The organism is Actinoplanes sp. NBRC 103695, from assembly GCF_030269485.1.
Lineage (GTDB): Bacteria > Actinomycetota > Actinomycetes > Mycobacteriales > Micromonosporaceae > Actinoplanes.
In genome coordinates this window covers 124,976-151,925 of sequence record NZ_BSTL01000022.1, presented here as the reverse complement: position 1 = coordinate 151,925, position 26,950 = coordinate 124,976, and the positions used below count along the sequence as shown (strand labels likewise).

The following is a 26,950-nucleotide window of genomic DNA, read 5'->3' as shown; positions in this document are numbered from 1 at the left end:
GAAGGCGTTGTTACGTTCTGTCAGGGTCGCGGAGGGGTCGCCGGAAGGGGCAACAATGAGCGTGCAGGCCGAAGGTCTGGATCTGACCGATACCGAACGCCACCGCACCGCCAGGGGGCGATCCCATCCGCTGGGCGCGCGCCCGGACGACGGCGGTGTCAACTTCGCCGTCTTCTCCGAGCACGCGACGGCGATGCAGCTGCTTCTCTTCGAGCGCAACGATTCAGTTGCGCCCTACCAGATCATCACCCTCGACCCGGAGACCAACCGCACCTTCGCGGTCTGGCACGTGCGGGTCGAAGGGCTGACGGCCCCGGCCTTCTACGGTCTGCGGGCCTTCGGCCCGGAGGACGTCCCCGGCCTGCGGTTCGATCCGGACAAGGTGCTTCTCGATCCGTACGCCCGCGGGGTCGACCGTGCGCTGTGGGACCGGGGCGCCGCCTGCCGTCCCGGCGACAACACCGCGGCCTCGCTGCGGTCCGTGGTGGTGGACGCCGAGGGCTACGACTGGCAGGGCGACGAGCCGCTGCGCCTGCCGATGGAGGACCTCGTCGTCTACGAGGCGCACGTCGGCGGTTTCACCCGGTCGCCGAGCTCGAAGGTGAAGCGGCCGGGCACGTTCGCCGGGCTGATCGAGAAGATCCCGCATCTGAAGAAGCTCGGTGTGAACGCGGTCGAGCTGTTGCCGGTCTTCGACTTCGACGACGGCGAGGCCAACTTCTGGGGCTACAGCACCGCCGCCTACTTCGCGCCGCACGCCGGTTACTGCGCGGCCCCGGAGGAGGGCAGCCATCTGCGGGAGTTCCGCGACATGGTGAAGGCGCTGCACGCCGCCGGCATCGAGGTGATCCTGGACGTCGTCTTCAACCACACCGACGAGGGCAACCATCTCGGGCCGCTGTTCGCCTTCGCCGGCCTGGACAACCCGAACTACTACTACCTGGACCCGAACGACCGGCGGCACTACTACGACTACTCCGGCTGCGGCAACACGCTGATGGCGAACCATCCGATCGTCACCAAGATGATCGTGGAGTGCCTGGAGTTCTGGGTGCGCGACATGCACATCGACGGCTTCCGGTTCGACGAGGCGGCCGTGCTCACCCGTGGCGCCCGGGGCGAGATCCTCGACGAGCCGCCGGTGGTGTGGCAGATCGAACTGTCCGACACGCTCGCCGACACGAAGATCATCGCGGAGGCGTGGGACGCCGCCGGCGCGTACGAGGTGGGCCGCTATCCGGGGTACCGCTGGGCGGAGTGGAACGGCCGGTACCGCGACACCATGCGGAAGTTCGTCCGCGGGGAACCGGGCCTGGTCGGCGACGTGGCCGAGCGGCTGACCGGCAGCGCCGACCTCTACCAGGCGCGCGGGCACCGCCCGATAAACAGCGTCAACTTCATCACCTGCCACGACGGCTTCACCCTGGCCGATCTCGTGTCCTACGACCAGAAGCACAACGAGGCCAACGGCGAGAACAACCGCGACGGCAACGACGACAACATGAGCTGGAACTGCGGCGCCGAGGGACCGACCACCGACCCCGAGGTCAAAGCGCTGCGCGTACGCCAGATCAAGAATTTCGCCGCGTTGCTGCTGCTGTCCCGGGGCGTGCCGATGATGCTCGGTGGCGACGAGATCGGCCGCACCCAGCAGGGCAACAACAACGCCTACCGCCAGGACAACGAGATCAGCTGGCTGGACTGGTCGCTGGTCGACGACCACGCCGAGGTGCTGGCGTTCTGGCAGCGCATGATCGCCTTCCGCAAGGCCCATCCGGTCCTGCGGGCGCCGACCTACTCAGGCCCGGAGATCACCTGGCACGGCACCCGGCTGGGCGAGCCCGGCTGGAACGACCCGGACGCCCGGACCCTCGCCTGCACCATCGGCGACCTGCACATCATCGCCAACATGTACTGGGCGCCGCTGGACTTCGAGCTCCCGGCGGTGCCGGGGCAGGTCTGGGCGCGCGCGATCGACACCTCGTCATCGGATGTCGCCGAAACGGTCGTGGACACCGCGACCATCTCCGCTGCCGGCCGCAGCGTCATCGTCCTTGTCTCCCGCCCGTCCTGAAGAGAAAGAGGCCATCGTGCCCAACCAAATCGACTTCACCTTCTCGGACCTCGTAGCCGGCTACGTCATCAGCGCCGACCCGCAGGCCGGGCGCTTCGAGATGAACACCTCCGACGGACGGCCGTTCGTCGTGCAGCTCACCCCGACCACCACGGCGGAGATGCTGCGCAACCTGGGTGACGCGTACGTCGACGCCACCGCGCAGCTGACCGCCATGCTGGAGCACGGCCGCCTGTTGCACGTCTACGGCGTGTTCTACCCGTCGGACTCCGACGCCGGCACGGCCTTCGAGGCCAAGCACGTGCTGCTGTTCGGCAAGGCCGCCGACGAGCACAAGTTCGAGTCGCCGAGCTGGTGGGGCCAGCAGGTCCGCAAGATCGCCGACTTCTACCTGGACAGCGAGTTCGGCATCGGGTCGACGACCTTCGACTACCGGCTGTACCGCACGGATCTGACGATGGAGGGCGCGAAGACCACCACGGTCCGGCAGGAGACCGACACCATCTCCCGGCTCGTGTACGGCCTGGCCACCGCGTACCTGATGCACGGCAACCCGCGGTACCGCGACGCGGCCGTGGCCGGCGCCGATTACCTGATCGACCATCTCTGCTCGGTGGACCGCGCCGAGCAGATCGCCTACTGGTACCACGCGCTCGTGCTGCGCCCGGACGGCAGCGAACTGAAGATCTTCGCCTCCGAGTTCGGCGACGACTACGACGCGATCCCGTGCTACGAGCAGATCTACGCGCTGGCGGGGCTGACCCAGGTCTACCGGATCACCGGCGACCCGAGGCTGCGGGAGATCATCGACCTGACCATCAACATGTTCCACCGCTACTTCGAGGACAAGACCAACTACCCCGACGGTACGCCGCGGCGGGGCTACTACTCGCATGTGGACCCGGTGACCTTCGACCCGCTGAGCCCCGCCCTGGACGACGGAACCCGCACCAACCGGGACCGCAAGAACTGGAACTCGGTCGGCGACCACATCCCGGCGTACCTGATCAATCTGTTCCTGGCCACCGGCGAGCAGCAGTTCGCCGACGAGCTGGAGTCGCTCTGCGACCAGATCACCCAGCACTTCCCGGACTACGACAGCAGTCCGTTCGTACAGGAGAAGTTCTTCGGTGATTGGAGCCCCGACCGCACCTACGGGCAGCAGCAGGACCGGGCCATCATCGGGCACAACCTGAAGATCGCGTGGAACCTGACCCGGGTGAACAACGTGCGGCCGAAGGCGGAGTACGTGTCGTTCGCCAAGAAGATCGCCGCGCTGATGCCGACCGTGGGCATGGATCCGCAGCGGGGCGGCTGGTACGACATGATGGAACGCCACACCGGCCCCGGCGAGCGCTTCCACCGCCTCGTCTGGCACGACCGCAAGGCGTGGTGGCAGCAGGAGCAGGGCATCCTCGCCTACCAGATCCTCGACGCGGTCTACGGCGACCCGCAGTACGCCAAGTACGCCCGGGAGAGTGCCGCGTTCTATAACGCCTGGATGCTCGACACGCAGGCCGGCGGCGTCTTCTTCAACGTGCTGGCCAACGGCAACCCGTTCATGCTCGGCGGCGAACGCAGCAAGGGCTCGCACTCGATGGCGATGTACCACAGCGCCGAGCTGTGCTACCTGGCCGCCGTCTACTCCAATCTGGAGAGTCGTGAGCAGCCGATGGATCTGTTCTTCACGCCCGGCCCGGGAGCGTTCGGTGGCGTCCTGCGGGTCGCCCCCGACCTGCTGCCGCCGAAGACCACCAAGCTCATGCAGGTCTGGATCAACGGTCACGAGCACGCCGACTTCGACGCCGAGGCGCTGACCGTCACGCTGCCGCACAGCACCGAGCCGCAGGAGGTACGCGTCCGGATGGCCGGCGCCGCCTGCTCGTTCAGCGCCGACGTGCTGGAGGTGTCCGGCGGCGTCGCCCGGATCAGCCTGGCCGGCTCGCTCGGCGCCACCCAGGTCGACACGCTGCGCCAGCAGCTCGACGGGATGCTCGACGGCGGCGTCCGCTCGGTGGTTCTGGAGACCGGCAGCCTCGTCTACCTCGACCCGGAGGCGGTCCGCTACCTGGCCACCGCCAAGCAGCACCGCGACTTCCAGCTCACCGTCACCGGCGCGCAGGGCCAGGTCGCCGCCGAGCTGGCGTCCAGCGAGCTCGACCAGGAACTCGTGCGGAGCGCGTCGTGAACTACGACCACATCGTCGTGGGTTCCGGGTCGGCCGGCACCATCATCGCCACCCGGCTCTCCGAGGACCCGGCCCGCTCGGTGCTTCTGCTGGAGGCCGGCCCGGACTTCCCCGAACTCGATCAGCTGCCCGGGGACCTGGCCACCGCCGCCACGGTCTCGGTGGTGGACCACGACTGGGGCTACCGGGCCGACGCGGTGCCGGGCCGTTCCATCGAGTACGCCCGCGGCAAGGTCACCGGCGGCTGCTCGGCGGTGAACGGGGCGATCGCCCTGCGCGGCCTGCCCGCCGACTTCGAGGAGTGGGCCGGACTCGGCAACGACGCCTGGACCTGGGACCAGGTTCTGCCGTACTACATCCGGATCGAGAACGACCAGGACGTGGAAGGGCCACTGCACGGCAAAGAAGGACCCACTCCTTTCGTACGCACGAAGCACGACGACCTGGTGCCGTTGCAGAAGGCGTTCCTGGACGCGAACCTCGACCACGGCTTCGACTACGTGGCCGACCACAACGACCCGCACAGCACCGGCGTCGGCCCGATCCCGATGAACCGGCGCGGCCCGCTGCGCGTCTCGACCGCCATCTCCTACCTGAACCAGGCCCGCCACCGCCTCAACCTGACGATCCGGCCGGGGACGCTGGTGCACCGGGTCCTCTTCGAGGGCACCGAGGCCGTCGGGGTCGAGGCAGAGATCGACGGTCAGGTGCAGAAGGTGTACGCCCGGCACGTCACGCTGTCGGCCGGTGCGATCAACACGCCGACGATCCTGCTGCGCTCCGGCGTCGGCCCGGTCGCGCAGCTCGAGGAGCTCGGCATCCCCGTGGTGCTGGACCGGCCCGGCGTCGGCGCCAACCTCATCGAGCACCAGCAGATCACCGTCGGGATCATCCCGAAGGACGGCGTCACCCAGCTGTCCGACCCGGACGTCCAGGTGATCACCCGGTACACCGCGCCGGGCACCGAGTGGTTCAACAGCATGCAGCTCTACTTCGTCAGCCGCTACGTGCCGATCACGCACCGGCCGATCAGCGTGATGAGCGTGCTGCAGAAGCCGGCCTGCCGCGGTCAGGTGTCGCTGATCACGACCGATCCGCACATCCAGCCGGAGATCTTCCTCAACTCGTACGGCGAGGAGTCCGACCGTCGCATCGCCCTCGACGGTGTCCGGCTGTGCTGGGAGATCGCCACCTCGAAGCCGATCGCCGAGCTGTCCGCCGGCCTGGCCGACAGCCTCACCGAGAAACAGCTCGACGACGACAGGGCGCTGCTCGCCTACGTCAAGCAGCACTCCGCGACCCTGTGGCATCCGGTCGGCACCTGCCGGATGGGCGTTTCCTCCGACGACAACGCGGTCGTCGACCAGCGTTTCGCGGTGCACGGCCTGGACAACCTGAGCGTGGCGGACGCCTCCGTCATGCCGGACCACGTCAGCGCCAATCCGAACCTGACCTGCTTCGTGATCGGCGAACGGGCGGCCGAGTGGCTGGGGGAGAAAGCATGAAGATCGGCGTCCTGATCGAGGACCACTTCGACCAGACCGAGTATTGCGCGTTCAACAGCTGGTTCCCGGCGCAGGGCATCGAGGTCGAGTACCTTTCCCACCTCTGGGGGCTGGAGTCTCTGACCTTCGGCAGCAATCCCGACGACGGAACGGTCGAGGAACACGTCACGGTCACCGCCGAGGTGGCCACCGCCGACCCCGCCGACTACGCCGGGATCATCCTGATCGGCGCGTACGCGATGGACCGGCTGCGCTACCAGACGGAGATCGCCGGCCCGGGAGCGCGCAACACCGCGCCCGCGGTCGAGTTCCTCCGCCGGGCGGTGGCGGCGCCGGGCCTGCCGATCGGCACGATCTGCCACTCGCTGTGGCTGTTCTGCGCCGACCCGGATCTGCTGCACGGGCGCCGGGTCACCTGCGCCCACAACATCGTCTGCGACGTCGAGAACGCCGGTGGGATCGTCGAGTACGACGGCCGCTCGACCGCCGACCTGGTGATCGACGGCGACCTCGTCTCGGCCCGCCATCCCGAGGTGACGGACCGTTTCATGGCGGCCTTCCTCGCCCAGATCACCAGTCGCGCGGAACGGGTGGGCACCCCCTCCTGAGCCGGCCTTCGGGATTGGGCGAATCGCTCATCTCGGGCACCACGGCGGTGCTAGCTTTCGGAGGTGTCCGAGGGCATCCCGCCTGGACAAACAGTCCTGTGAGGAGCGACATCCATGAATGCGAAGGTTACACCGGAGCCCGAGATGCGCATCACGCTGACGGACGAACAGCGCCAGGCGCTGGTGAAGTTCATCAGCAACACCAACCGGGCCAGCCTGAACGTCGAGGTCGAATTCGAGGCACACGTCGACCAGGGTGCGATCGCGCCGGTCGCCGTGCTCGTCGGTAACGCCTACTAGGCCACGCGACGATGGCCGTCCCGGACGTACGCATCCGCAAAGAGGACTTCGGCTACATTCTCGCCTTCGCCACCGGCGAGATCGGCTTCTACCCGGACGAGGTCGCGCCGATGCTGGTGGCGGGGACGGCCACCCGGCAGTCGTTGGAGCCCTACCGGCTGCGGCGGCTGCCGGTCCAGGACCGGTTTCATCTGAGCGCGCCGCTGATCGTCTGGTTCGAGATCACCCGCGACTGCAACCTGCCCTGCAAGCACTGTTACGTCGAGGCCGGTCGTCCGCGCCGCGACGAGCTGTCGACCGAGGAGGTCTTCGCGGTCCTCGACCAGCTCAAGGCCGCCGGGGTCTTCGCGCTCGTCCTGGTCGGCGGGGAGCCGATGTCGCGGCCGGACTTCCTGCCGATCCTCCACCGCGCCCACGACCTCGGCTTCGTCATCTCCATCGCCACCAACGGCACCTACCTCACCCAGGAGATCGTCGACCAGCTCCCGCGCGAGGAGTGCATCGTCAGTATCAGCGTCGACGGGACGTCGCAGCACCAGGAGCTGCGTCTCAAGTCCACCTTCGCCGACATCCAGGAACGCCTGCTGCTGCTCAAGCGCAACGACATCCCGGCCGCGCTCATGTGCACCCAGACCGACCGCAACGCCGGCGAGCTGCACGAGGTGCTGACCTTCGCCGAGGACAACGGCTTCTTCTTCGGCTCCACACCGTTCAGCCCGATCGGGCGGGGCCGCTTCTTCCCGCAGTACCAGCCGGATCTGTCGACTGTGGACGACGCCACCGCACTCTACCTACGAGACAAGGCGCACGACACGGCGATGAGCGAGACCGTCGGGTTGTGCGTGACGAAGTTCCTCGACGAGTGCCACCGCATCGCCCAGGCGACCCGGCGCGAGTTCTGCGGCGTCGCGATGGCCTACGTGCTCAGCGACGGCTCGGTCTACCCCTGCTCCATCTGCGCGTCCACCGGCAAGTTCCCGGCGGGCAACCTGCGGGCGCGCTCGTTCGCCGAGGTCTGGGCGGACTCGTTCGACGAGATCCGTGACTACACCTTCGACAGCGGCACGGACTGCCCCAGCTGCGAGTTGTCTCGCGAGCCGTATTACTGCACGTCACGGTGCCCGGTCATGGGTGAGGTGCACACCGGCGACCCGACGGGCTGCGGCGCGACGCCGTTCGTCAAGGCGAGCCTGAAGCGGCGTACGGACCTGATCGCGAACCCGGTGCGATGACCGTCCGCAACGAGCCGATCGCCTACGACGACCACGGCGACATCCCCTTCCATGTGCCCTTCCGGGAGCTGTCACCGCCCGACGTCAGCATCTATCTCCAGCTCAACACCAAGGTGGGCCGATCGACCTGCCGGCAGGCGTGCACGCACTGCTTCTTCATCAACCAGCCGCAGGTGCGGGGCCGGTCCATGGACCTCACCGAGGGCCGAGCCGTCATGGACGATCTCGCGGCACTGGGATACCGGGTGTTCCCGATGATCTCCGACAGCTTCGCCAACGGTGGCGAGTTCCTGCGGAGCTTCGGCGACACCCACAACCGCGACCTGCGCCAGGGGCCCAGCCGGGACCACACCAAGACCATGGAGCGCGGCGAGCTGTGGACCAGCGGCGCGCCGCTGCTCGACCCGGACTGGCCGGACCTGCTGCGGCTTGCCGTCGAGCAGGGCTTCGGCAGCGTCACGATCACCTTCCACGGCCTGTTCGACGAGAACCTGGAGCTGCTCCCGCCGGATGCCTACCCGATCGGCCGCGTCTTCCCCGGCCGCGACTGCCGCACCGTCATCGACCGCATCGCCGCCTTCAACACCGGTCCCGTCGCCCGCGCCGCCTGGCCGTTGCAGATCAACATCGGCGTCACCATCGGCAGCCACAACCACACCCGCGACGACCTGCTGCGCTATGTCCGCTACTTCGCCGGCCTCCCCATCGACGTGCTCCGGTTCAACTGCTTCCACGACCACGGCGGGCAGCACCCGCACCTCACTCTCTCCCCCGCCGAGGTCGCCGCGTTCTACCGGGATCTGCGCGACATCCACGACACCGTGGCGCTGCCCTTCCAGCTCGGCGTCGACGAGGACTTCGGCACCAGCGGCATCGAGGTCATGGGGTTCCCCGCCCACACCGGCTGGTGCCGCGCCGGGCGGCAGCTCTTCGCCGCCGTCCCCGAACCGCCCGAGGAACTCCACACCACCGCCGCCCGCCGGGTCGAACGCATCGGCACCGTCGCCGCCTGCGTCGACGCGTTCCAGCCGGTCGTCGGGGATCTGCGGCGCACGACCGACCTGGCCGGCGGCGCGGTGACGCACGACATCGACTTCTTCCACGACGTCATCGACGACCTCAACCATCGGCGCGTCACCGGGGCCTACAGCGACGGCTGCTACGCCCCCGAGATGCTCGCCGATCCCTCGCCCCCGCGTGCCCAGCCGCGATGACGACGGCACTGCCCGCGGGCCACGCGGGGATCGCCGCGCCCGGGCTCTTCCTCGCCACGCGCTACTTCCTCGTCGCCGGCGCCGCCGACGCGCGGAGGCCGCTCAACGCGTTCGACGGGGCGCTGCTCGCCGCCGGGCTCGCCGACGTCAACCTCGTCCGCCTGTCCAGCATCGTGCCCCCGGGTTGCGTGCGGATCCCGCCGGTACGCCACCAGCCCGGCTGCCTGGTGCCGGTCGCCTATGCCTCGCTCACCCACACCGCCGCGGGCGAGCGGATCGCCTCCGCCGTCGCCGTCGCGCGCCCGACCGATCCGCTGCGCCCGGCGGTCGTGATGGAGTATTCCGCCGTCGGCGCGAGCCGAGCACAGACCGAGACGGTCGCGGCCGAGATGGCCGCCGATGCGCTCGCGGCCCGGGACCTGACCGTGGACGATATCGACGTCATCGGCGCCGAGCACACCGTGGCGGTCGCCGGGGCCACCTTCGCCGGGGTCGTCGAGCTGTGACAGCGCCCGGCCGCCGGGTGCTGACGGTGCCGGAGGCGCTCCTGCGGCGCCGTACCAGCATGAAGTGGGGTCACGTCGATGCGGACGTGCTGCCGCTGTGGGTGGCCGAGATGGACACCATGCTCGCGGAACCGATAGTGCGGGCAGTGACCGGCGCGATCGCCCTCGGCGACAGCGGCTACCCGCACGGCCGGGCCTACCCGGAGGCGTTCGCCGCGTTCGCGGCCGACCGATGGGGCTGGACGCCCGACCCCGCGCTGGCGACCACGGTGCCGAACGTGACCGCCGGGATCACGCAGGTCCTGCGGACCGTCACCCACCGCGGCGACGCCGTCATCGTCAACCCGCCCGTCTACGCCCCGTTCCACGAGCTGATCCACGACATCGCACGCCGTGTCCGGACCGCGCCGCTCGGGCCCGGCCACCGCCTCGACCTCGGCGCACTCGACGACGCCTTCCGCGCCGCGACCACGGCCGGCCGCAGCGCGGCCTACCTGCTGTGCAGCCCGCACAACCCGACCGGCACCACACACACGCGCGCGGAGCTCGCGGCGGTCGCGGAGCTCGCGGCCCGGCACCGCGTCCGCGTCATCGCCGACGAGATCCACGCACCGCTCACCTGTCCCGGCGCCGTTCACGTGCCCTACCTCTCGCTCCCCGGCACCGACGACGCCTTCGCCGTCACGTCCGCGTCGAAGGCGTGGAACCTGGTCGCCTTCACCGCCGCCGTGGTCCTCGCCGGACCTGCCGCGGCCACCGACCTCGCCCAGTTTCCCGAGGCGCTCCACGAAGCCGCGAGCCACCTCGGCGTCCTCGCCCACCGCGCCGCCCTCACCGAGGGACGAGCCTGGCTGGACGCCCTGCTCGCCGATCTGGCCCACAACCGGCGCCTGCTCGGTGACCTGCTGGCCGCTCGGCTACCGGCCGTGACCTGGCGGCCGCCGCAGGCGACCTATCTCGCCTGGCTCGACTGCCGTGCGTTGGGCCTGGGCGCCGACCCGGCGGCGGTGTTCCTCGACCGGGGGCGGGTCGCCCTCAGCTCCGGACCCGACTTCGGGGCCGGCGGCGACGGCCATGTCCGCCTCAACTTCGCCACCTCGCCGCGGCTGCTCACCGAGGCGATCGACCGCCTGGCGGCCGCGGTGAATGACGATCGTCCCCGCGCGGCCAGCGGGCCGCCCAGCACGAGGATCACCAGCCCGGCCGGCAACGAGCGCTGCGACATGAGCCACTAGCCGATCGCTGTCCCCACGAGGTGGCCGATGCCGAACGTCACGGCCATGGCCAGGGCGCCGCCGATCACCAGCCGGGCGACCGCCCGCCGCGACGCCGCCCCGCCCAGCCGGGAGCTGAGGTAGCCGGTCAGCGCCAGAGCCGCGACCACGGCGACGAAGGTGACCGGGACACGCGCGGCCGCCGGCGGCAGCAGGACCGCGATCAGCGGTAGCAGCGAGCCGACCGTGAAGGCCAGGGCGGACGCGCCGGCCGCGTGCCACGGGTTGGTCAGCTCGTCCGGATCGATGTGCAGCTCGGCGTCGGCGTGGGCGGCGAACGCGTCCCGGGCGGTGAGCTCCTCGGCCACCACCCGCGCGGTCGCCGGCGTCAGGCCCTTCGCCTCGTAGAGCGCGGTCAGTTCGTCGAGCTCCTGCTCGGGGAAGTCGGCGAGCTCGCCGCGCTCCTTGTCCAGCAGCGCCCGCTCGGTGTCGCGCTGGCTGCTGACCGACACGTACTCCCCCAGCGCCATGGACACCGCCCCGGCGACCAGGCCGGCCACGCCCGCCGTCAGGATCGGCCCGGTGGCCGTCGTCGCCGCGGCCACGCCGAGCACCAGCCCGGCAGTGGACACGATGCCGTCGTTGGCGCCGAGCACCCCGGCCCGCAGCCAGTTCAGCCGGGTGGCGATCGCCGGGTCGTGCGGCTCGCCGGGGTGCGACGCCGCGCCGGCACCGGTACGGATGGACACGATGGCCTCCACGGATCATTCCCTGTTCGACGACAACTGACAGTGAACGTCGCGCCCTCCCCCGGCCTTCCCCGCGCGTCGATCATGCCGCTGTGCCTGGCCACGACGGGAACCGGCGGGTCACCAGCTGGCCGACGTCGAGCTGACCCGCCACCAGCGTGCCGAGCAGCTTCGCTGTGTAGAACGTGTCGACCAGGCCGGTCTTCACCGGGCCGGACCGTCCCGGGCCGAAGGACCCGATCAGTGCGGATGGTCACCGAGCAGGCGGGTGGCCAGCACCGCGGCCTGCGTACGGCGTTCCAGCCCCAGCTTCGCCAGCAGGCTGGACACGTAATTCTTCACGGTCTTCTCGGCGAGGAACATCCGCCCGGCGATCTCCCGGTTGGTCAGACCCTGCGCGATGTACTCCAGGATCCGCCGTTCCTGGTCGGTCAGCGCGGCCAGCTCGCGCGGCTGCTCCACCCCGTGGCGGATGCGCTCCAGCACCCGCTGGGTGACCGCCGGGTCGAGCAGCGACTGGCCCTCGGCCACCCGCCGGACCGCGTCGACCAGGTCGGTGCCGCGGATCTGCTTGAGCACGTAGCCGGAGGCGCCGGCCATGATCGCCGCGAACAGCGCCTCGTCGTCGTCGTACGAGGTGAGAATGAGGCCTTTGATCGACGAGTCGATGGCGCGCACGTCGCGGCAGACGTCGATGCCGTTGCCGTCGGGCAGGCGCGCGTCCAGCACCGCCACGTCGGGCCGCAGAGCCGGGATACGCCGGGTCGCCTCCTGCGCGGAGCCCGACTCACCCACGACCTCGATGTCGCCGCCGGCTTGCAGCAGATCGGCGAGGCCCCGGCGGACCACCTCGTGGTCGTCGAGCAGAAAGACACGGATCATGTCTCCTTCCTACCCTGTCGGGGCCCGCCGCCGTAGGGACCAAAGTCCCGCCCCGCCGGAACGAAGGCCCCCGTCCTTCCCACCGCGACTAGCCTGTCGGCATGGCAGATCCGAAGGACGGTGAACGGCTCGAACCACCGTCGCTGGGGCTGAGGCCACTCTCCCGGGTGCACCTCGACGAGCTGCTCCAGGAGATGCTGGAGCGCGTCAGTGAGGTGATGACCAGCCGGGAGCGTCTCCGCGCCCTGCTCGACGCGGTCGTCGGTATCGGCACCAACCTCGATCTGCGCAGCACGCTGCAGCGCATCGTCGAGTCCTCCTGTGCTCTGGTGGGTGCCCGCTACGGCGCTCTCGGCATCATCGGCTCCGACCGCGAACTGTCCGACTTCATCACGTACGGCATCGACCCCGAGGCTCACGCGGCGATCGGCGACCTGCCGCACGGCCGGGGCGTGCTCGGCCTGCTGATCACCGACCCGCGGCCGGTGCGCATGCCGGACATCACCCAGCACCCGCAGTCGTACGGATTCCCACCCCATCACCCACCGATGCACACGTTCCTCGGCGTTCCCGTCCGCATCCGCGACCAGGTCTACGGCAACCTCTACCTGGCCGAGAAGCAAGGCGCGGAGCAGTTCAGCGACGACGACGAGGAGATCGTGGTGGCGCTCGCCGCCGCCGCCGGCGTAGCGATCGACAACGCGCGGCTGTTCGCCGTGGCCCAGCGACGTGAGCGCTGGCTGTCCGCGACTGCCGAGATCACCGGTGTGCTGCTCGGCCGCGTTCGCCGGACCGAGGCGCTGCGGCTGATCGCCCGGCGTGCTCGGGAGGTCTCCGACGCCGACCTGGTGATGGTGCTGCTCTACGACGAGGAGAACGCGCGTCACCGCGTCGAGGTCGCCGACGGCGACGATGCGGCGACGACGCTGACAGGACAGTTCGTGCCGGTGGAGTCCGCGACGGCGAAGGCATTCGCACAAGAGAGCTACCGCGTCATCGAGAACCTCCAGAAGGGAGCGGACTGGCCCGACGTGGTGCCGGCCGGTCCGGCTCTGGCCGCGCCTCTCGCGGGCACCGGCGCCCTCCTCGGCGTGCTGGTCGTGGCCTTCGCGCCCGGCTATGCCATCCGGCAGGAGGACGCCGTCCTGATGTCCGCGTTCGCGGGACAGGCCGCCCTGGCCCTGGAGCGGGTCCGGGCGCAGGAGGAGCGCGAGCAGCTCGTCGTCCTCGAGGACCGGGAAAGGATCGCCCGGGACCTGCACGACGTGGTCATCCAGCGGCTGTTCGCGACCGGGATGCAGTTGCAGGGCGCCGCGGCCCAGGCGACACGTCCGGAGACGGCTGAGCGGATCAACGCGGCCGTGGACGACCTGGACGCCACGATCCGGGACATCCGCCGGTCGATCTTCGAGCTCCGCGCCCCGGCCGGCGCCACCTTGCGTACCGAGCTGCGGGACGCGGTCGACGCGGCGGCCGGAACGCTCGGCTTCCAGCCGACGATCGATGTGTCCGGGCCGGTCGACAGCGCGGTGCCGGACGACATCGTCGCGGAGCTCCTGGCGGTCCTCCGCGAGGCGCTCTCCAACATCGCCCGGCACGCCGGCGCCGCTTCGGCCCGGGTGTCGGTGAGCGCCGGGGAGGGCACCGTGACCCTCCGCGTCGAGGACGACGGTGTCGGGATCGATCCGGCGTTGGCCCGTGGTGGTGTGGTGAACATGGGTGAGCGCGCGCACGACCTCGGCGGGACCTTCGAGATCGGTCCGGGCTCGGAGGGTGGGACGGTTGTGGTCTGGCGCGTGCCGATCAGCTGACGGCCCGCGAGGATGGGTCTTTCGGCCCTGACCACTCCCCGCAGGCGAGGGGCACCGTGGTTTCATGACCGGTTTCGACGAACAGGACCTGCGCCTGGCGGCAGCCGCCGCCATCAGGGCCCCTTCCTTGCACAACAGCCAGCCCTGGCAGTTCCGGCTCGTCGACGGCACCATCGAGATCCTCGCCGACACGCAGCGGCAACTCGCCGTGGCGGACAGTGGCGGGTGGGCGGTCCGCATCGCCTGCGGCGCCGCGACCTACAACGCCCGGCTCGCACTCGCCGCCAACGGCACCCCCGCGACGGTGGCCGTGCGGCCGGAACGTGGATCCGATGTGATCGCCCGGCTCACGCCCGGCGTGGCCCGGCCGCCGACCTATCCGGAGCAGGACCTGTTCCGCGCCATCGGCCACCGGTACAGCAACCGGCGCCCGTTCTGGCCCGACCCGGTGCCGACCGAGGCGCGCGCCGCCCTGCTGGAGGCCGCACGCGAGGAAGGCGCCTGGATGGATCTGCTGGTCGGCATGACAGCGCTCGGCGGCTTCGCCCAGATCGCGCAGAGCGCGGACCGGGTGTTGCGACGCGACTTCGCCTACCAGGCCGAGATGAACAGCTGGATCCATGCCGACGCGTCCGCCGACGGTGTTCCGGTGACGGCCGGCGGGCCGGTGGCCGAGCCGGACGACCTGCTGCCGCAGCGGCCGTACGGTATGCACCGCCGCGGCGCCGGCCGGGATTTCGAGCCCGAGCCGTTGGTGGCGATCCTCGGCACGGAGGCCGACCACCCGGCCGACCAGATCGTCGCGGGACAGGCCCTGCAGCGGGTGTTGCTCACGGCGACGAACGCCGGCCTCGCCAGCTCGATGATCTCGCAACCGATCGAGGTCCCGGCGGCGCGCGACCAGCTGCGACGCTCGTTACGCAGGCACGGCACGCCGCAGATCGCCATCCGCCTCGGGTACGGCGATCCGGGCAAGCCCTCCCCGCGGCGAGACCTCGACGAGGTCCTGCTCAGACCGTCCGCAGAACACCCCCGCCCTGCCAGGTAGCCCACGGCACGTTCCAGTCGCCGTAGCCGTCCCAGCTGGGCATGGTCGGCCCGCCGGTGGCGGTGAAGACGGTCACGTCGCCGATCTGGGCGAACGAGTAGAACTGCTTGGCGTCGTCGACATTCAGGTTGGTGCAGCCGTGTGACGTGCTGCGCTGCCCGATGTTGCCGCCGTTCCAGCTGGCCGAGTGGACGAACTCGCCCGAGTTGGTGATCCGGACCGACCAGGGCACCTTCAGGTCGTATCCCGGGCCGGTCATCCGCTGCACCCGGTCCTTCTCCATGACGATCTTGGTTCCGGAGAAGGTGGGCGTGCTGGCCTTGCCCAGCGAGACCGGGAAGGTGAACACCTGCTTGCCGTCCGAGGTGACGGTCATCCGCTTGGTGCGGCCGTCGATCCGGCTGATGTTGGCCGGGCCGGTGGACATGTCGAGGGTCAGGCTGTTGTCGAAGGCCAGCCCGGTCCCCGCCGACCTGCCCTTGACCGGCAGGTCCAGATGGATCCTGGCGTGCGCCGGCCAGTACTTCTCAGTCCGGTAGTGGGCCTCCAGGGGGTACCCGCGGTTGATCGCGGACTTCTGGAAATACCAGGCGCCCTGGGCGGGCCGGCCGTCGACCGTGACCGTGGTGGCCGCCGCGAACTCGTGCGCGTCAGTGATCTTGGCCGACAGGTAGGCGATGATGGGCATGCCGACACCCCACGTGGTGCCGTCACCCTCCAGCAGCTTGACGTGGACCGGTTTCCCGGAGGCCGCCGGCGGCGACGACGGGCCAGCCTCGGCCGAGGGGCCCGCCGAGGTCGTCTGCCCGGCATGCCACGCCCCGCCGGGCGACGAATCACCGCAGGCCGACGCGAGCAGCAGCGTCCCGCCCAGGACCGCCGTGACCGTGAACCGCCACCTCTGAGAACGTCTCATGACTGCGACGATGCTACGAACCGGCCAAATCTGCCAGGCGGGCCGCTCGTCGGTGCCCGCGATCAGGCCGGGATGTGGTCGGCGAATCGGCCACCGCGTCGGACAGCCGGTAGGGGCACGGAGATGACGACAACCACCGACGCGTCCGAAGGCTCGGGACTTAGGTCCCGCCGGGACGGGCGGCAGGACCCGGGTGCGCGCGAGCTCGCCGGTGGATCGTGAGGGCGTAAGAGAAATCCGCTGAGGAGGACCAGATGACCACCACCGGCCGGACCCCCGCCGCGCACCTCGAGCACGTCGAGGCGCCCGGTTCCATGCTCACCAAGACCGCCGCCCGCGCCCTCGCCATCCTGCGCATCTCCACCGGCTTCGTCTTCCTGTGGGCATTCCTCGACAAGACCTTCGGCCTCCACTACGCCACCCCCGGCGAACGCTCCTGGATCAACGGCGGATCCCCCACCAAGGGCTTCCTCTCCGGCGTCGACGTCGGACCCTTCCAGGGCTTCTTCCACAGCATCGCCGGCAACCCGCTGGCTGACTGGGCCTTCATGCTCGGCCTCCTGGGCGTCGGCGTCGCCCTCATCCTCGGCATCGGCATGCGCATCGCCGCCGTCGCCGCCACCCTCATGATGGCGTTCATGTGGTTCGCCGAGCTGCCGCCGGCCCAGACCAACAGCGCCGGCGAAGCCACCCACTCCACCAACCCCGTCACCGACTACCACGTCATCTACGCCGTCAGCGCCATCGCCCTCGCGGCGACCTACGCCGGCCACACCTGGGGCCTCGGCCGCTGGTGGGCCAAACTCCCCCTCGTCCAGAAGAACCGCTGGCTCATCTGAACCCGATGACAGCGCGGGAGCGGCGGACCGGCGGATGCCGGCCCGCCGCAGTGTCATGCCGGAAGGCCCCACCGCACCGGCCGGGTCATTCGTGGTCGTTCCTCGACGGTGATCTCGATTGCCGGCCGGAAGGTGGTCGCCCTCACCTCCATCGCCGCCCCCGGCGGAGCCGGCGGAGCCGGGCCACATCGCTCCCTGAAGAGCGACCAATGGCCCTGTGCCCGTCGTCCGCAACCCGAGCATCCTGATGACGCGCCGTACCGATCACGGCGCACGAACTGAGGAGGTGCCACATGATTGCTCATGTGGGCGACCGGATCGTCCTCGAGGCCGCGCGTCTCGGCGAGCACCGCCGGGTGGGACTGGTCACCGCGGTCGAGAGGGAGGACGGCAGCCCTCCGTACCGGGTGCGCTGGCTGGACGACGGGCGGATCACCCTGATCTTCCCGGGCCCCGAGGCTCTCATCGCGCCCAGCCCCGCCACCTGATCGATGGACGCGGTCGGGCGGTCCTCGACGCTGAGCTCGCGCAGGAGCGCGATGTGCGCCGGTGTGGCCAGGTCGCCGGGTGATCGGACGGGTGTGTTTCGTCGCCCGTTCAGGCGTCGGCCGGCTGGAACAGCTCCACCGGGTTCCCCGCCGGATCGTCGAGGACGATCTGTTTGCCGCCGGGGCCGGTGACCACCTCGCTGCGGAACACCACGCCCTGCGCACGCAGCCGGGCGACCTCGGCGTCGATGTCCTCGACGAGCAGGTGGATGCGGTTCCAGCCGCCCGGCTGCGGCGTGCGGCCGTCCGGCATGGGCCGCCCGGCGGAGCTGGCCGGGCCGGACAGCAGCAACCGCAGATTGCCGCGCAGGACGTCGGCGAAGGCCGGCGCGAAGACGGTGTTGGGCACGAAGCCGAGGTGCGTGGTGTAGAAGTCGATGGCCGCCTGCACGTCGTCCACGAGATAGCGGACGTGCACGGTCTCGTCGGTGATACCGGTCATGACGTTTCCCCTACGGGTTCGGTGGCGATGGCATGCAGCAGGAAATCGATACGTTCGGCCAGCTCGGCGGCGACCCGGTCGAACGCCGGGCGGCCCTCGGGGTCCGCGGCGGGATCGGCGATGCTCCAATGCGCCGTCGGCGGCCGCCCGGCGAACTCGGGGCACTCCTCCCGGACCCGATCGCACAGGGTGATCACCCGGTCGAAGTGCTGCCCGGCGAACTCGTCCAGATGCTTGGGGCGGGCACCACTCAGGTCGATGCCGCGCCCGGCCATGACCGCCACCGCGTCCGGGTGGATCGGTTTGGGCCGGCTGCCCGCGCTGGCCGTCGTCACCCGGCCGTCCGACCGGCGGCGGAGCAATGCCTCGGCCATCTGCGACCGGGAGCTGTTGCCCGTACACAGAAAGAGCACGCGGCCGGAGACGGCCCGGACCGGCGGCGGGGGTGGGGTGAGCCGCAGGCCCGGATGCAGCGCCTCGCCCACGGCGGCCAGCAACCGGCCGGAGCGCGCGAGGTCGAGGCGGTAGTAGATGTCGCGGCCGTCGGCGGAGCTGCGGCGGGCCCGGACCAGCCCCGCCTTGCGCAGCAGGCCCAGGTGGTAGGAGATCAGGCTCTGCTGCCCGCCGACCAGGGTGGTGAGCTCGTGCACCTGGTGATCGCCGCCGGCCAGCGCGTCCAGCAGGCGCCACCGCACCGGGTGCCCGGCGGCCTGGAGGAACGTCGGCAGGCCCATCGCCCGACAATACATCAAATCAGTTTTATGTATTCTCTCGTGGGCGCCGACGTGCCGTGATCAGCGCCGTCCCGCCCAGGACGACCGCGATCAACCCCAACACCACTCCCGCGTACGCACCGACCACGCCGTTGCCGGTGCCGGGCCCGCCGTCGGCCGTGGCCAGCAGAAGCACCCCGGCGACCGCGCCGAGGACGCCCGCAATGAGAGCGACGAAGGGTCGCCTCCGGCTCGCGATCACGCCGGCCAGCGCGACCAGCGCCGCCAGCGTCGCCACCACCCGATCGGCGGTCAGCGTGGTCGCGCCGACGGTGGACTCGGCGAGCAGGACTGAGATGAGCATGGTTTCCTCCGTGGTCGATCTGGGTGCCATCGATCCTGTTCGTCCGGCCCGCCCCGGGCATCGTGCCGGCACAGACACTTCGCGCTGCCGCGGCCGGCGCAGGCATCGGGAGATCTGCTGCGCCCGTGGTAGCCGGCACTGCTGCGCCGGGCAGATTCCCTTGACCGGGCGCGCGGCTATGGTGCCCGCATGGGCAGCGCGCGAGTCAGGCTCCGGGACTGGGCCATCGCGGTCGGGGTGGCGGGGATCCTGGTGGCCACCGGGCTGTCCGAGGACCGGACGGCGACCGGCGCCGACCCGCTCGGCTACGCGCTGCTCGCGGCCGGTGGCCTGGTGCTGGCCGCGCGACAGCGTGCGCCCGTGGTGGTCCTGGCGGTCAGTGGGTTGTGCGCGGTGGGCGGCCAGCTCGCCGGCTTCCCGGTGTTCGCCATCGGTTATCTCGTCGCGGTCTACTCAGCGATGCGGGCCGGGCATCGCATGGCCACCGCCGTCGTGAGCGTGACCATGCTGGCCGCGCTGCCCGTCGCCGCGTTGGCGGCCGGCCGGCACGGCGTGGGCGAGGCCGTACTGCAGGCCCGGGGCGTACTCGAACTGGCCTGGCTGATCGCCGCCGCGGCCGCGGGAGAAGCGCTGCGTCAGGCCGAACGACGGGCCGACGAGGCGGAACGCACGCGTGAGGAGAGCGCGCTGCGCCGGGCCGGCGAGGAGCGGCTGCACATCGCCCGGGAACTGCACGACTCGCTCACCCACCAGATCTCGGTGATCAAGGTGCAGTCCGAGGCGGCCGTACACGTGGCTCAGAAGCGTGGCGAGCCGGTCCCGGAGGCCGTGCTGGCGATCCGGGAGGCGGCACGCGAGGCGGCACGGGAACTGCGCACCACTCTGGATGCGCTGCGCGACGACGCCACGTCCCCTCCGCACGGCATCGACCACATCGCGCAGCTGGTCCAGCGAGCCCGGTCGGCGGGCGTGGCCGCCTCCCTGGTGGTCGACGGCGACGACGTCGGCGTGCCGGCCGCCGTGGACCGGACCGTCTACCGGATCGTGCAGGAATCCCTGACCAATGTGGCCCGGCACGCCGGGGCCGCGAGCGCGTCGGTCCGGATCGACTGCCGGCCCGGCGCGGTGGTGGTCCAGGTCGACGACGACGGTACGGCCACCGCGCAGTCCCCGCCCCGGCCGGGCAACGGGCTGCTGGGGATGCGGGAACGGGTGGCCGCCCTGGGCGGCCGGATGCGCGCCGAACCGCGGACCGGGGGCGGCTTCACCGTCCACGCCGAGCTGCCGTGGGACCGTACGGCATGATCCGGGTTCTGCTCGTCGACGACCAGCCGCTGATCCGCAGTGGTTTCCGTGCCCTGCTCGACTCGGAGACCGACATCGAGGTGGTGGCCGAGGCCGGCGACGGCGCCGAGGCTCTGGTCCTGGCCCGGCAGCACCTGCCCGACGTGGTCCTCCTCGACGTGCGGATGCCCGTTCTCGACGGCATCGAGGCGACCCGGCGCATCGCGGCCGACCCGGCCCTGGCCGACGTGCACGTCGTGATCCTGACGAACTACGGGCTCGACGAGTACGTCTTCGACGCGCTGCGCGCCGGAGCGGCCGGCTTTCTCGTCAAGGACGTCCTGCCGGAGGACTTCCTGCACGCCATCCGCGTCGCCGCGCGCGGGGACGCGCTGCTCGCGCCGTCGATCACCCGCCGGCTGATCGACCGGTACGTCGCCCGCTCCCCACATGCCGACGCAGCAGCGCTCGGCCACCTGACCACCCGGGAGCGGGAGGCCGTGACCTTGGTCGCGCACGGCTTGTCCAACGACGAGATCGCGGCTCGCATGGTGATCAGCCGGGTGACCGCCAAGACGCACGTCAACCGCGCCATGACCAAGCTGCACGCCCGGGACCGGGCCCAGCTGGTCATCCTCGCCTACGAGTCCGGCCTGGTCACGCCTCAGAGCCTCTGAGCCGCGCGGTCCCCGCTCACCCGGCGAGGGACAGTGCGGTTCCGCGCCGCTCGAACTGGGACCTCAGGCCCTGCCGCTGCCCGGCGAACGCGCCGGCCATGACGAGCAGGAGCAGCCGCACGGCGTGACCGGCCAATGCGTACACGGACGGTGGCTGTTCGGTCACCCGTGCGGCAAGCTGGGTGGAGGTCCGGCCAGGAACGGAGCATTCATGGCGATCATCGGCGTGATCCGCGAGACCGCACCCGGCGAGCGGCGCGTGGCGCTGGTTCCCGCGGATGCCGGCAAACTTCACCTGAGCGGCCTCGACGTCCTCGTCGAATCGGGCGCTGGCGCGGGGGCCCGGCACGACGACGAGGCGTACGCCACAGCCGGAGCCCGGGTCGCGGGCCGCGCCCAGGTGTACGCCGAGAGCGACATCCTGCTGTGCCTGCGACCACCGGACGACCTCGAGGCACTGCGCGGCGGACAGATCCTGGTCGGGCTGCTGGCGCCGCTCGCCGACGCCCGGGTGCCGGAGCGGCTGGCCGCCGCCGGGGTCACCGCGATCAGCCTCGACCTGCTGCCCCGGACGCTCAGCCGGGCCCAGGCCATGGACGCGCTCACCTCGCAGGCCAACGTCGCCGGCTACAAGGCCGCCCTGATGGCCGCCGACGCGTACGGCGGTTTCCTGCCCATGCTGGTCACCGCGGCCGGCACCACCCGGCCGGCCCGGGTCCTGGTGCTCGGCGCCGGGATCGCCGGTCTCCAGGCGATCGCCACGGCCCGGCGGCTGGGTGCGGTGGTGACCGGGTACGACGTACGTGAGGCGGCCCGCGACGACATCGCGTCGACCGGGGCGAGCGTGTTGCGCCTCGACGCGCCGGCCGCCGCCGGGGAGGGCGGGTACGCGCGTCGGCTCACCGAGGCCGAGGCCGCCCAGCAGCAGCAGGCGCTGGACGACGCCGTCGCCGGGTTCGACATCGTGATCACCGCCGCACAGGTGCCCGGCGGCCGGCCACCGCTGCTCGTCACATCGGACGCCGTCGACCGGCTGCGGCCCGGCGCGGTCGTCGTCGACCTGGCGGCCGGCCCGCACGGCGGCAACGTCGCCGGGTCGGAACCCGGCCGCACCGTCGTGACCCCGCGCGGCGTCACCCTCATCGGGGCCGCCGACCTGGCCGCCCGGGTGCCGGAGGCAGCCTCGACGGCCTACTCACGCAACGTCTGCTCGCTGCTGGCCACGCTGGTCCGCGACGGTGTCCCGGCCATCGATCCGCAGGACGAGGTCCACACGGCCGTCGTGGTCACCCACCGGGGCCGGATCACGCATCCGCGGGTCGCGGCCGCCCTCGCCGAGGAGGTCACCTCATGAGCGTGCTGCTGATGGCCGACATCACGGTCTTCGTCCTGAGCGTCCTGGTCGGTTTCGAGGTGATCAGCAAGGTCCCGGCGACCCTGCACACCCCGCTGATGTCCGGGGCCAACGCCATCCACGGGATCGTGTTCGTCGGGGTGATGCTGCTGGCGGCCACCGCGGCGTCCGTTCTCGGTTACGTCGTCGTCTTCGTCGCGGCGGCCTTCGCCGCGATGAACGTCACCGGCGGCTACGTCGTCACCGACCGCATGCTGACCATGTTCCGCACCGGACGGCAGGTGCGGTCGTGAGCGGCTTCGACACCACCGTCCACCTGATCTACCTGGCCTGCGCCACCTGCTTCGTGCTGGGTCTGCACCTGATGAACACGCCGCGGACCGCCCGGCGCGGCAACCAGGTGTCGGCCGCCGGGATGGCCGTCGCCGTACTGGTCACCGTGGTGGTCCTGATCGACGACGGCCGCATCGCCGCCGGGGCCGTCATCGCCCTGGCGGCGGGGGCCGCCACCGGTGGTGTGGCCGGCCTGATCACGGCCCGGCGGGTCCGGATGACGGCGATGCCCCAGCTGGTCAGCCTCTTCAACGCGGTCGGCGGCGGCGCGGCCGCGCTGATCGCCCTCGGCGACGCCATGGCGCACTCGGCGGACCTCGCCACGCTGCCGCCGCAGACGACGATCACGACCGTGCTCGACCTGATCATCGGCGCCGTGACCCTGAGCGGATCCCTGGTCGCCTCGGGCAAGCTCGCCGGGCTGATCCCCGGCCGGCCACTCGTGGTGCCCGGCGGCCGGTGGATCGCCCTGCTTCTCACCCTCGTGTCGGCCGGGCTCGCCGGGCTCTACCTGACGCATCACGGCGGCGCCGGGGTGCTGGGCGGGGTCGCCGCCGCGGCGCTCGCGGTCGGCGTGCTTCTCACGCTGCCCATCGGCGGCGCCGACATGCCGGTCGTGATCTCGCTGCTCAACGCCTGCACCGGCACCGCGGTCGCGATGGCCGGCTTCATCCTGGACAGCGGCCCCCTGATCATCGCGGGCGCCCTGGTCGGCGCGGCCGGCGCGATCCTCACCCAGCTCATGGCGACGGCGATGAACCGCTCGATCGGCGCGATCCTGGCCGGCGGCTACGGCACCGGTGACGAGGCTGTCGCCATCCCCGGCGGGACCGCCGGCGCGGCGGTGCGGGAGATCTCCGCCGAGGACGCGGCGCTGCAGCTCGCGTACGCCCACCGGGTCGTCGTCGTCCCCGGCTACGGCCTGGCCGCCGCGCAGGCCCAGCACGAGGTCGTCGCCCTGGCCCGCGCGCTGAAGGAGCGCGGCGTCGATGTCAGCTACGGCATCCATCCGGTGGCCGGCCGCATGCCCGGCCACATGAACGTCCTCCTCGCCGAGGCCGACGCGCCGTACGAGCAACTCAGGGACCTCGACGAGATCAACCCCGAGTTCCCCGGCACGGACATCGTGCTCGTGGTCGGCGCCAACGACGTGACGAACCCGGCCGCGCGCCGCCCCGGCAACCCGGTGTCGGGGATGCCCATCCTGGACGTGGACAAGGCACGGAGCGTCATCGTGATCAAGCGGTCGCTCGGGCACGGCTACGCCGGCATCGACAACGAGCTGTACACGCTGCCCGGCACCTCGATGCTCTTCGCGGACGCCAAGAAGGGCCTCGGCGCCCTGCTCGCCGGCCTGCGCGAGTACGCCTCCTGACCCGGGCGGCAGCCTGGTCGGCTCCCATCGGCTCGGCTCGGGTCAGCGGGCGATGTCACGACGGCGGAGACCGCATGGCCGGCCGCGGGGCGGGCAGCCTGACGATATCGGGACCAAAGTCCCGCTCCGGGGGGACCCTTGGTCCAGGCGGGCTGCCATTCGCCTCTGCTGCGGGCCGACCGGCGGGCCATACGTTGGGAATCGACACGAGCCGGACCACTCGAAGGAGAACTGCCGTGACCACCGCTGAGGCCGATCACATCACCGCGCTCGACGACGAGGGGCTCCGGCGCCTCTGCGACCCCGACGAGGCGGAGGTCGCCCAGCTGGACGCGTGGTGGCGCGCAGCCAACTATCTCACCATCGGGCAGATCTACCTGCGCGCCAACCCGCTGCTGCGGAGGTCGCTCACTGTCGAGGACATCAAGCCGCGTCTGCTCGGCCACTGGGGTACCAGCCCGGGCCTGTCGCTGATCTACGCGCACGTCTCGCGGCTGATCAGGATGACCGGCCAGGAGGCGATCTATCTCGCCGGGCCGGGGCACGGCGGCCCCGCGCTGGTGGCGGCCGGCTGGCTGGAGGGCACCTACAGCGAGATCTACCCGGACGTGTCCTCGGACGAGGCCGGCATGCTGCGGCTGTTCCGGCAGTTCTCCGCGCCCGGTGGCATCCCCAGCCACGTGTCGGTCACCACTCCGGGCTCGATCCACGAGGGCGGCGAGCTCGGCTACGTGCTCGTGCACGCCTACGGCGCCGTGATGGACAACCCGGACCTGCTGGCGATCGCCGTCGTGGGCGACGGCGAGGCGGAGACCGCGCCGCTGGAGGGCTCCTGGAAGGGTCTGTCCTTCATCAACGCGGCCCGCGACGGAGCGGTGCTGCCGATCCTGCACCTCAACGGTGCGAAGATCTCCGGTCCCACGGTCTTGGCGCGCAAGGAGCGCGCCGAGGTGCACGGGCTTCTCCACGGCCACGGGTACGACGTGATCGAGGTCGAGGGGCACGACCTGCCCGGGATGCACGAGCGGTTCTCCGCCGCCCTGGCCGCGGCGTACCGGCAGATCCGTGAGATCCAGCAGGAGGCGCGGTCCGGAGCGTCGGACGGCACCCGGCCGCGCTGGCCCTTGATCATCCTGCGGTCGCCGAAGGGATGGACCGGTCCGGCCGAGGTGGACGGCGTCACGATGACGGGCACGTTCCGGTCGCATCAGGTCCCGCTGTCCGGCGTCCGCGAGAACCCCGCCCACCTGGCGATCCTGGAGAGCTGGCTGCGTTCGTACCGGCCGGAGGAGCTCTTCGACGACGCCGGCGCGCCGGTACCCCTGGTGCGGGATCTCGCGCCCGAGGGTGATCTCCGGATGAGCGCGAGCCCGCACGCCAACGGCGGCCGGCTCACCCGGGACCTCGACCTGCCCGACTTCCGCGACTACGCGGTCGACGTGCCCGCGCCCGCCTCGGTGCGGGCGGAGTCGACCCGCAAGCTCGGCGAGCTGATGCGCGACATCTACACCCGCAACCCCGACCGGTTCCGGCTGTTCTCGCCCGACGAGACCAACAGCAACCGGCTGGGCGCCGTGTTCGAGGTGTCCGACCGGGCGTTCATGGAGCACGTGACGCCGGAGGACGTGGCCGTCGGGCCGGACGGCCGCGTGATGGAGGTGCTCAGCGAGCACAACTGCCACGGCTGGCTGGAGGGCTACAACCTGACCGGGCGCCACGGCCTGTTCGCCACCTACGAGGCGTTCGCCATGGTCAGCGCCTCGCAGACGGTCCAGCACGGCAAGTGGCTCCAGGAGGCCAGGAACCTGCCCTGGCGGGCCAAGGTGCCCAGCCTCAACGTGCTGCTCACCTCGACCGCGTGGCGCAACGACCACAACGGCTTCTCGCACCAGGGCCCCGGACTTATCCAGGTGGTGCTGACCCAGCGCGGCGACGTCGCCCGGGTCTACCTGCCGCCGGACGCCAACACCCTGCTGTCGGTCGCCGACCACTGCTTCCGGTCCCGCTCGTACGTCAACCTGATCGTCATCGACAAGCAGCCACAGCTGCAGTACCTGAGCCGGGACGAGGCGATCGAGCACTGCGCCCGGGGAGCGGGTATCTGGGAGTGGGCCGGCACCGACGACGGCACCGGCGACCCGGACATCGTGCTGGCCTGCGCCGGTGACGTGGTCACCATGGAGACGGTCGCGGCCGCGCAGATCCTCAAGGAGCGGCTGCCCGGTATGAAGGTCCGCGTGGTCAACGTGGTCGACCTGATGAGCCTGGTCCGGCACCGGGACCACCCGCACGGGATGAGCGAGACCTACTTCACCGAGTTGTTCACCGACACGGTCGACGTGGTCTTCGCGTTCCACGGCTACCCCGGCGCCATTCACCAGCTGGTGCACGGCCGGCCGGACGCCGACCGGTTCCGGGTGCGCGGCTTCATCGAGGAGGGCACCACGACGACGCCGTTCGACATGACGGTGCGCAACCGGGCGTCGCGCTATCACCTGGTGATGGACGCGATCAACAACGCCAAGCGGCTGCCCCGCGGCGCGACCGAGCTCAAGAAGTGGTGCGAGGCCCAACTGGCCCGCCACGAGACTTACGTGGTCGAGCACATGGAGGACATGCCCGAGGTGCGTGACTGGTCGCTGGGCAACCAGACATGACTGGGCGGCGCGGAGTCCACGGACGCCGGGCTGCCCGTCGACTCGGGTCTTTCGGCCCTGACCATCCGGCCCTTCCGCCGGGATCGTGGAACTCGGACGAGAGACTGGGAGGTCCCG

27 protein-coding genes are annotated in these 26,950 nt (G+C 70.9%); 19 read left to right on the top strand and 8 right to left on the bottom strand.

All coding sequences use genetic code 11. From position 1 onward, the window contains the following. Positions 1–55 precede the first annotated feature (55 nt). From glgX to QSK31_RS34170, 9 genes are all read left to right on the top strand, one after another. Positions 56–2,074 (top strand): glycogen debranching protein GlgX, encoded by a 2,019-nt coding sequence (gene glgX, locus QSK31_RS34210; RefSeq protein WP_285688746.1) that lies wholly within the window; start codon positions 56–58, stop codon positions 2,072–2,074. A 16-nt stretch (positions 2,075–2,090) separates the two neighbouring features. Further along, entirely contained in the window at positions 2,091–4,262 is a 2,172-nt protein-coding gene (locus tag QSK31_RS34205) for an AGE family epimerase/isomerase (protein WP_285688745.1), read from the top strand. After that, positions 4,259–5,767 carry a GMC family oxidoreductase gene (locus tag QSK31_RS34200; RefSeq protein ID WP_285688744.1) on the top strand — a complete coding sequence of 503 codons (1,509 nt, stop codon included), beginning with the start codon at positions 4,259–4,261 and terminating at the stop codon, positions 5,765–5,767. The genes QSK31_RS34205 and QSK31_RS34200 overlap by 4 nt, the downstream gene beginning before the upstream one ends. After that, positions 5,764–6,375: a DJ-1/PfpI family protein gene (locus QSK31_RS34195; RefSeq protein WP_285688743.1), complete on the top strand. Its 612-nt coding sequence runs from the start codon at positions 5,764–5,766 to the stop codon at positions 6,373–6,375. Before QSK31_RS34200 ends, QSK31_RS34195 begins: the two co-directional genes overlap by 4 nt. 114 nt (positions 6,376–6,489) lie before the next feature. Then, positions 6,490–6,675, top strand: coding sequence for a hypothetical protein (locus QSK31_RS34190; RefSeq protein ID WP_285688742.1), 186 nt, complete (start codon positions 6,490–6,492; stop codon positions 6,673–6,675). Between the two features lie 11 nt (positions 6,676–6,686). Beyond that, positions 6,687–7,907 carry a radical SAM/SPASM domain-containing protein gene (locus tag QSK31_RS34185; protein ID WP_285688741.1) on the top strand — a complete coding sequence of 407 codons (1,221 nt, stop codon included), beginning with the start codon at positions 6,687–6,689 and terminating at the stop codon, positions 7,905–7,907. Further along, a complete protein-coding gene (locus QSK31_RS34180) occupies positions 7,904–9,121 on the top strand; it encodes a radical SAM family protein (RefSeq protein WP_285688740.1) in 1,218 nt (405 codons plus the stop codon). Before QSK31_RS34185 ends, QSK31_RS34180 begins: the two co-directional genes overlap by 4 nt. After that, positions 9,118–9,627 carry a pyruvoyl-dependent arginine decarboxylase gene (locus QSK31_RS34175; protein WP_285688738.1) on the top strand — a complete coding sequence of 170 codons (510 nt, stop codon included), beginning with the start codon at positions 9,118–9,120 and terminating at the stop codon, positions 9,625–9,627. Before QSK31_RS34180 ends, QSK31_RS34175 begins: the two co-directional genes overlap by 4 nt. Further along, positions 9,624–10,862, top strand: a complete 1,239-nt coding sequence (locus tag QSK31_RS34170; protein WP_285688737.1) for a MalY/PatB family protein — start codon at positions 9,624–9,626, stop codon at positions 10,860–10,862. Before QSK31_RS34175 ends, QSK31_RS34170 begins: the two co-directional genes overlap by 4 nt. Here the strand turns inward: QSK31_RS34170 and QSK31_RS34165 are convergent. The 3 genes from QSK31_RS34165 to QSK31_RS34155 form a co-directional block, all read right to left on the bottom strand. Next, positions 10,859–11,590 (bottom strand): VIT1/CCC1 transporter family protein, encoded by a 732-nt coding sequence (locus QSK31_RS34165; protein ID WP_285688736.1) that lies wholly within the window; start codon positions 11,588–11,590, stop codon positions 10,859–10,861. The genes QSK31_RS34170 and QSK31_RS34165 overlap by 4 nt on opposite strands. A gap of 82 nt (positions 11,591–11,672) precedes the next feature. Beyond that, positions 11,673–11,798 carry a hypothetical protein gene (locus tag QSK31_RS34160; protein ID WP_285688735.1) on the bottom strand — a complete coding sequence of 42 codons (126 nt, stop codon included), beginning with the start codon at positions 11,796–11,798 and terminating at the stop codon, positions 11,673–11,675. 32 nt (positions 11,799–11,830) lie between these two features. Next, entirely contained in the window at positions 11,831–12,472 is a 642-nt protein-coding gene (locus QSK31_RS34155) for a response regulator (RefSeq protein ID WP_285688734.1), read from the bottom strand. A gap of 101 nt (positions 12,473–12,573) precedes the next feature. Between QSK31_RS34155 and QSK31_RS34150 the strand changes: the two genes are divergently transcribed. Next, a complete protein-coding gene (locus QSK31_RS34150) occupies positions 12,574–14,283 on the top strand; it encodes a sensor histidine kinase (RefSeq protein ID WP_285688733.1) in 1,710 nt (569 codons plus the stop codon). 64 nt (positions 14,284–14,347) lie between these two features. Further along, positions 14,348–15,331 (top strand): Acg family FMN-binding oxidoreductase, encoded by a 984-nt coding sequence (locus QSK31_RS34145; protein ID WP_285688732.1) that lies wholly within the window; start codon positions 14,348–14,350, stop codon positions 15,329–15,331. Here the strand turns inward: QSK31_RS34145 and QSK31_RS34140 are convergent. Further along, on the bottom strand, positions 15,294–16,247 hold the full coding sequence (locus QSK31_RS34140) for a L,D-transpeptidase (protein ID WP_285688730.1): 954 nt from the start codon (positions 16,245–16,247) through the stop codon (positions 15,294–15,296). The two genes, QSK31_RS34145 and QSK31_RS34140, sit on opposite strands and share 38 nt — an antisense overlap. Positions 16,248–16,501: 254 nt before the next feature. Here QSK31_RS34140 and QSK31_RS34135 point away from each other — a divergent pair, with 254 nt between their 5' ends. Next, a complete protein-coding gene (locus QSK31_RS34135) occupies positions 16,502–17,086 on the top strand; it encodes a DoxX family protein (protein ID WP_285688729.1) in 585 nt (194 codons plus the stop codon). Between the two features lie 293 nt (positions 17,087–17,379). Continuing rightward, a complete protein-coding gene (locus QSK31_RS34130; protein ID WP_285688728.1) occupies positions 17,380–17,574 on the top strand; it encodes a DUF1918 domain-containing protein in 195 nt (64 codons plus the stop codon). 109 nt (positions 17,575–17,683) lie between these two features. On the opposite strand, the gene QSK31_RS34125 is transcribed toward QSK31_RS34130, so the two are convergent. The 3 genes from QSK31_RS34125 to QSK31_RS34115 are packed head-to-tail and all read right to left on the bottom strand — an operon-like array spanning position 17,684 to position 19,153. After that, complete coding sequence (locus QSK31_RS34125) at positions 17,684–18,076, bottom strand: VOC family protein (RefSeq protein WP_285688727.1); 393 nt, start codon at positions 18,074–18,076, stop codon at positions 17,684–17,686. Continuing rightward, entirely contained in the window at positions 18,073–18,810 is a 738-nt protein-coding gene (locus QSK31_RS34120) for a metalloregulator ArsR/SmtB family transcription factor (protein ID WP_285688726.1), read from the bottom strand. The genes QSK31_RS34125 and QSK31_RS34120 overlap by 4 nt, the downstream gene beginning before the upstream one ends. 25 nt (positions 18,811–18,835) lie before the next feature. After that, on the bottom strand, positions 18,836–19,153 hold the full coding sequence (locus QSK31_RS34115; RefSeq protein ID WP_285688725.1) for a DUF6223 family protein: 318 nt from the start codon (positions 19,151–19,153) through the stop codon (positions 18,836–18,838). A 189-nt stretch (positions 19,154–19,342) separates the two neighbouring features. On the opposite strand from QSK31_RS34115, the gene QSK31_RS34110 reads away from it, so the two are divergent. Both QSK31_RS34110 and QSK31_RS34105 read left to right on the top strand, forming a co-directional pair. Further along, positions 19,343–20,458: a sensor histidine kinase gene (locus QSK31_RS34110; protein ID WP_285688724.1), complete on the top strand. Its 1,116-nt coding sequence runs from the start codon at positions 19,343–19,345 to the stop codon at positions 20,456–20,458. After that, a complete protein-coding gene (locus QSK31_RS34105; protein WP_285688723.1) occupies positions 20,455–21,114 on the top strand; it encodes a response regulator in 660 nt (219 codons plus the stop codon). Before QSK31_RS34110 ends, QSK31_RS34105 begins: the two co-directional genes overlap by 4 nt. Before the next feature lie 16 nt (positions 21,115–21,130). Here the strand turns inward: QSK31_RS34105 and QSK31_RS34100 are convergent, their stop codons facing one another. Next, a complete protein-coding gene (locus QSK31_RS34100; protein WP_285688722.1) occupies positions 21,131–21,280 on the bottom strand; it encodes a hypothetical protein in 150 nt (49 codons plus the stop codon). A gap of 45 nt (positions 21,281–21,325) precedes the next feature. Here QSK31_RS34100 and QSK31_RS34095 point away from each other — a divergent pair, with 45 nt between their 5' ends. The 4 genes from QSK31_RS34095 (at position 21,326) to QSK31_RS34080 (ending at position 26,833) form a co-directional block, all read left to right on the top strand. Beyond that, positions 21,326–22,468: an NAD(P) transhydrogenase subunit alpha gene (locus QSK31_RS34095; RefSeq protein ID WP_285688721.1), complete on the top strand. Its 1,143-nt coding sequence runs from the start codon at positions 21,326–21,328 to the stop codon at positions 22,466–22,468. Further along, entirely contained in the window at positions 22,465–22,761 is a 297-nt protein-coding gene (locus QSK31_RS34090; protein ID WP_285688720.1) for an NAD(P) transhydrogenase subunit alpha part 2, read from the top strand. The genes QSK31_RS34095 and QSK31_RS34090 overlap by 4 nt, the downstream gene beginning before the upstream one ends. Then, positions 22,758–24,176 (top strand): NAD(P)(+) transhydrogenase (Re/Si-specific) subunit beta, encoded by a 1,419-nt coding sequence (locus QSK31_RS34085; RefSeq protein WP_285688719.1) that lies wholly within the window; start codon positions 22,758–22,760, stop codon positions 24,174–24,176. The genes QSK31_RS34090 and QSK31_RS34085 overlap by 4 nt, the downstream gene beginning before the upstream one ends. A gap of 236 nt (positions 24,177–24,412) precedes the next feature. Further along, entirely contained in the window at positions 24,413–26,833 is a 2,421-nt protein-coding gene (locus QSK31_RS34080; protein ID WP_285688718.1) for a phosphoketolase family protein, read from the top strand. Positions 26,834–26,950 lie beyond the last annotated feature (117 nt).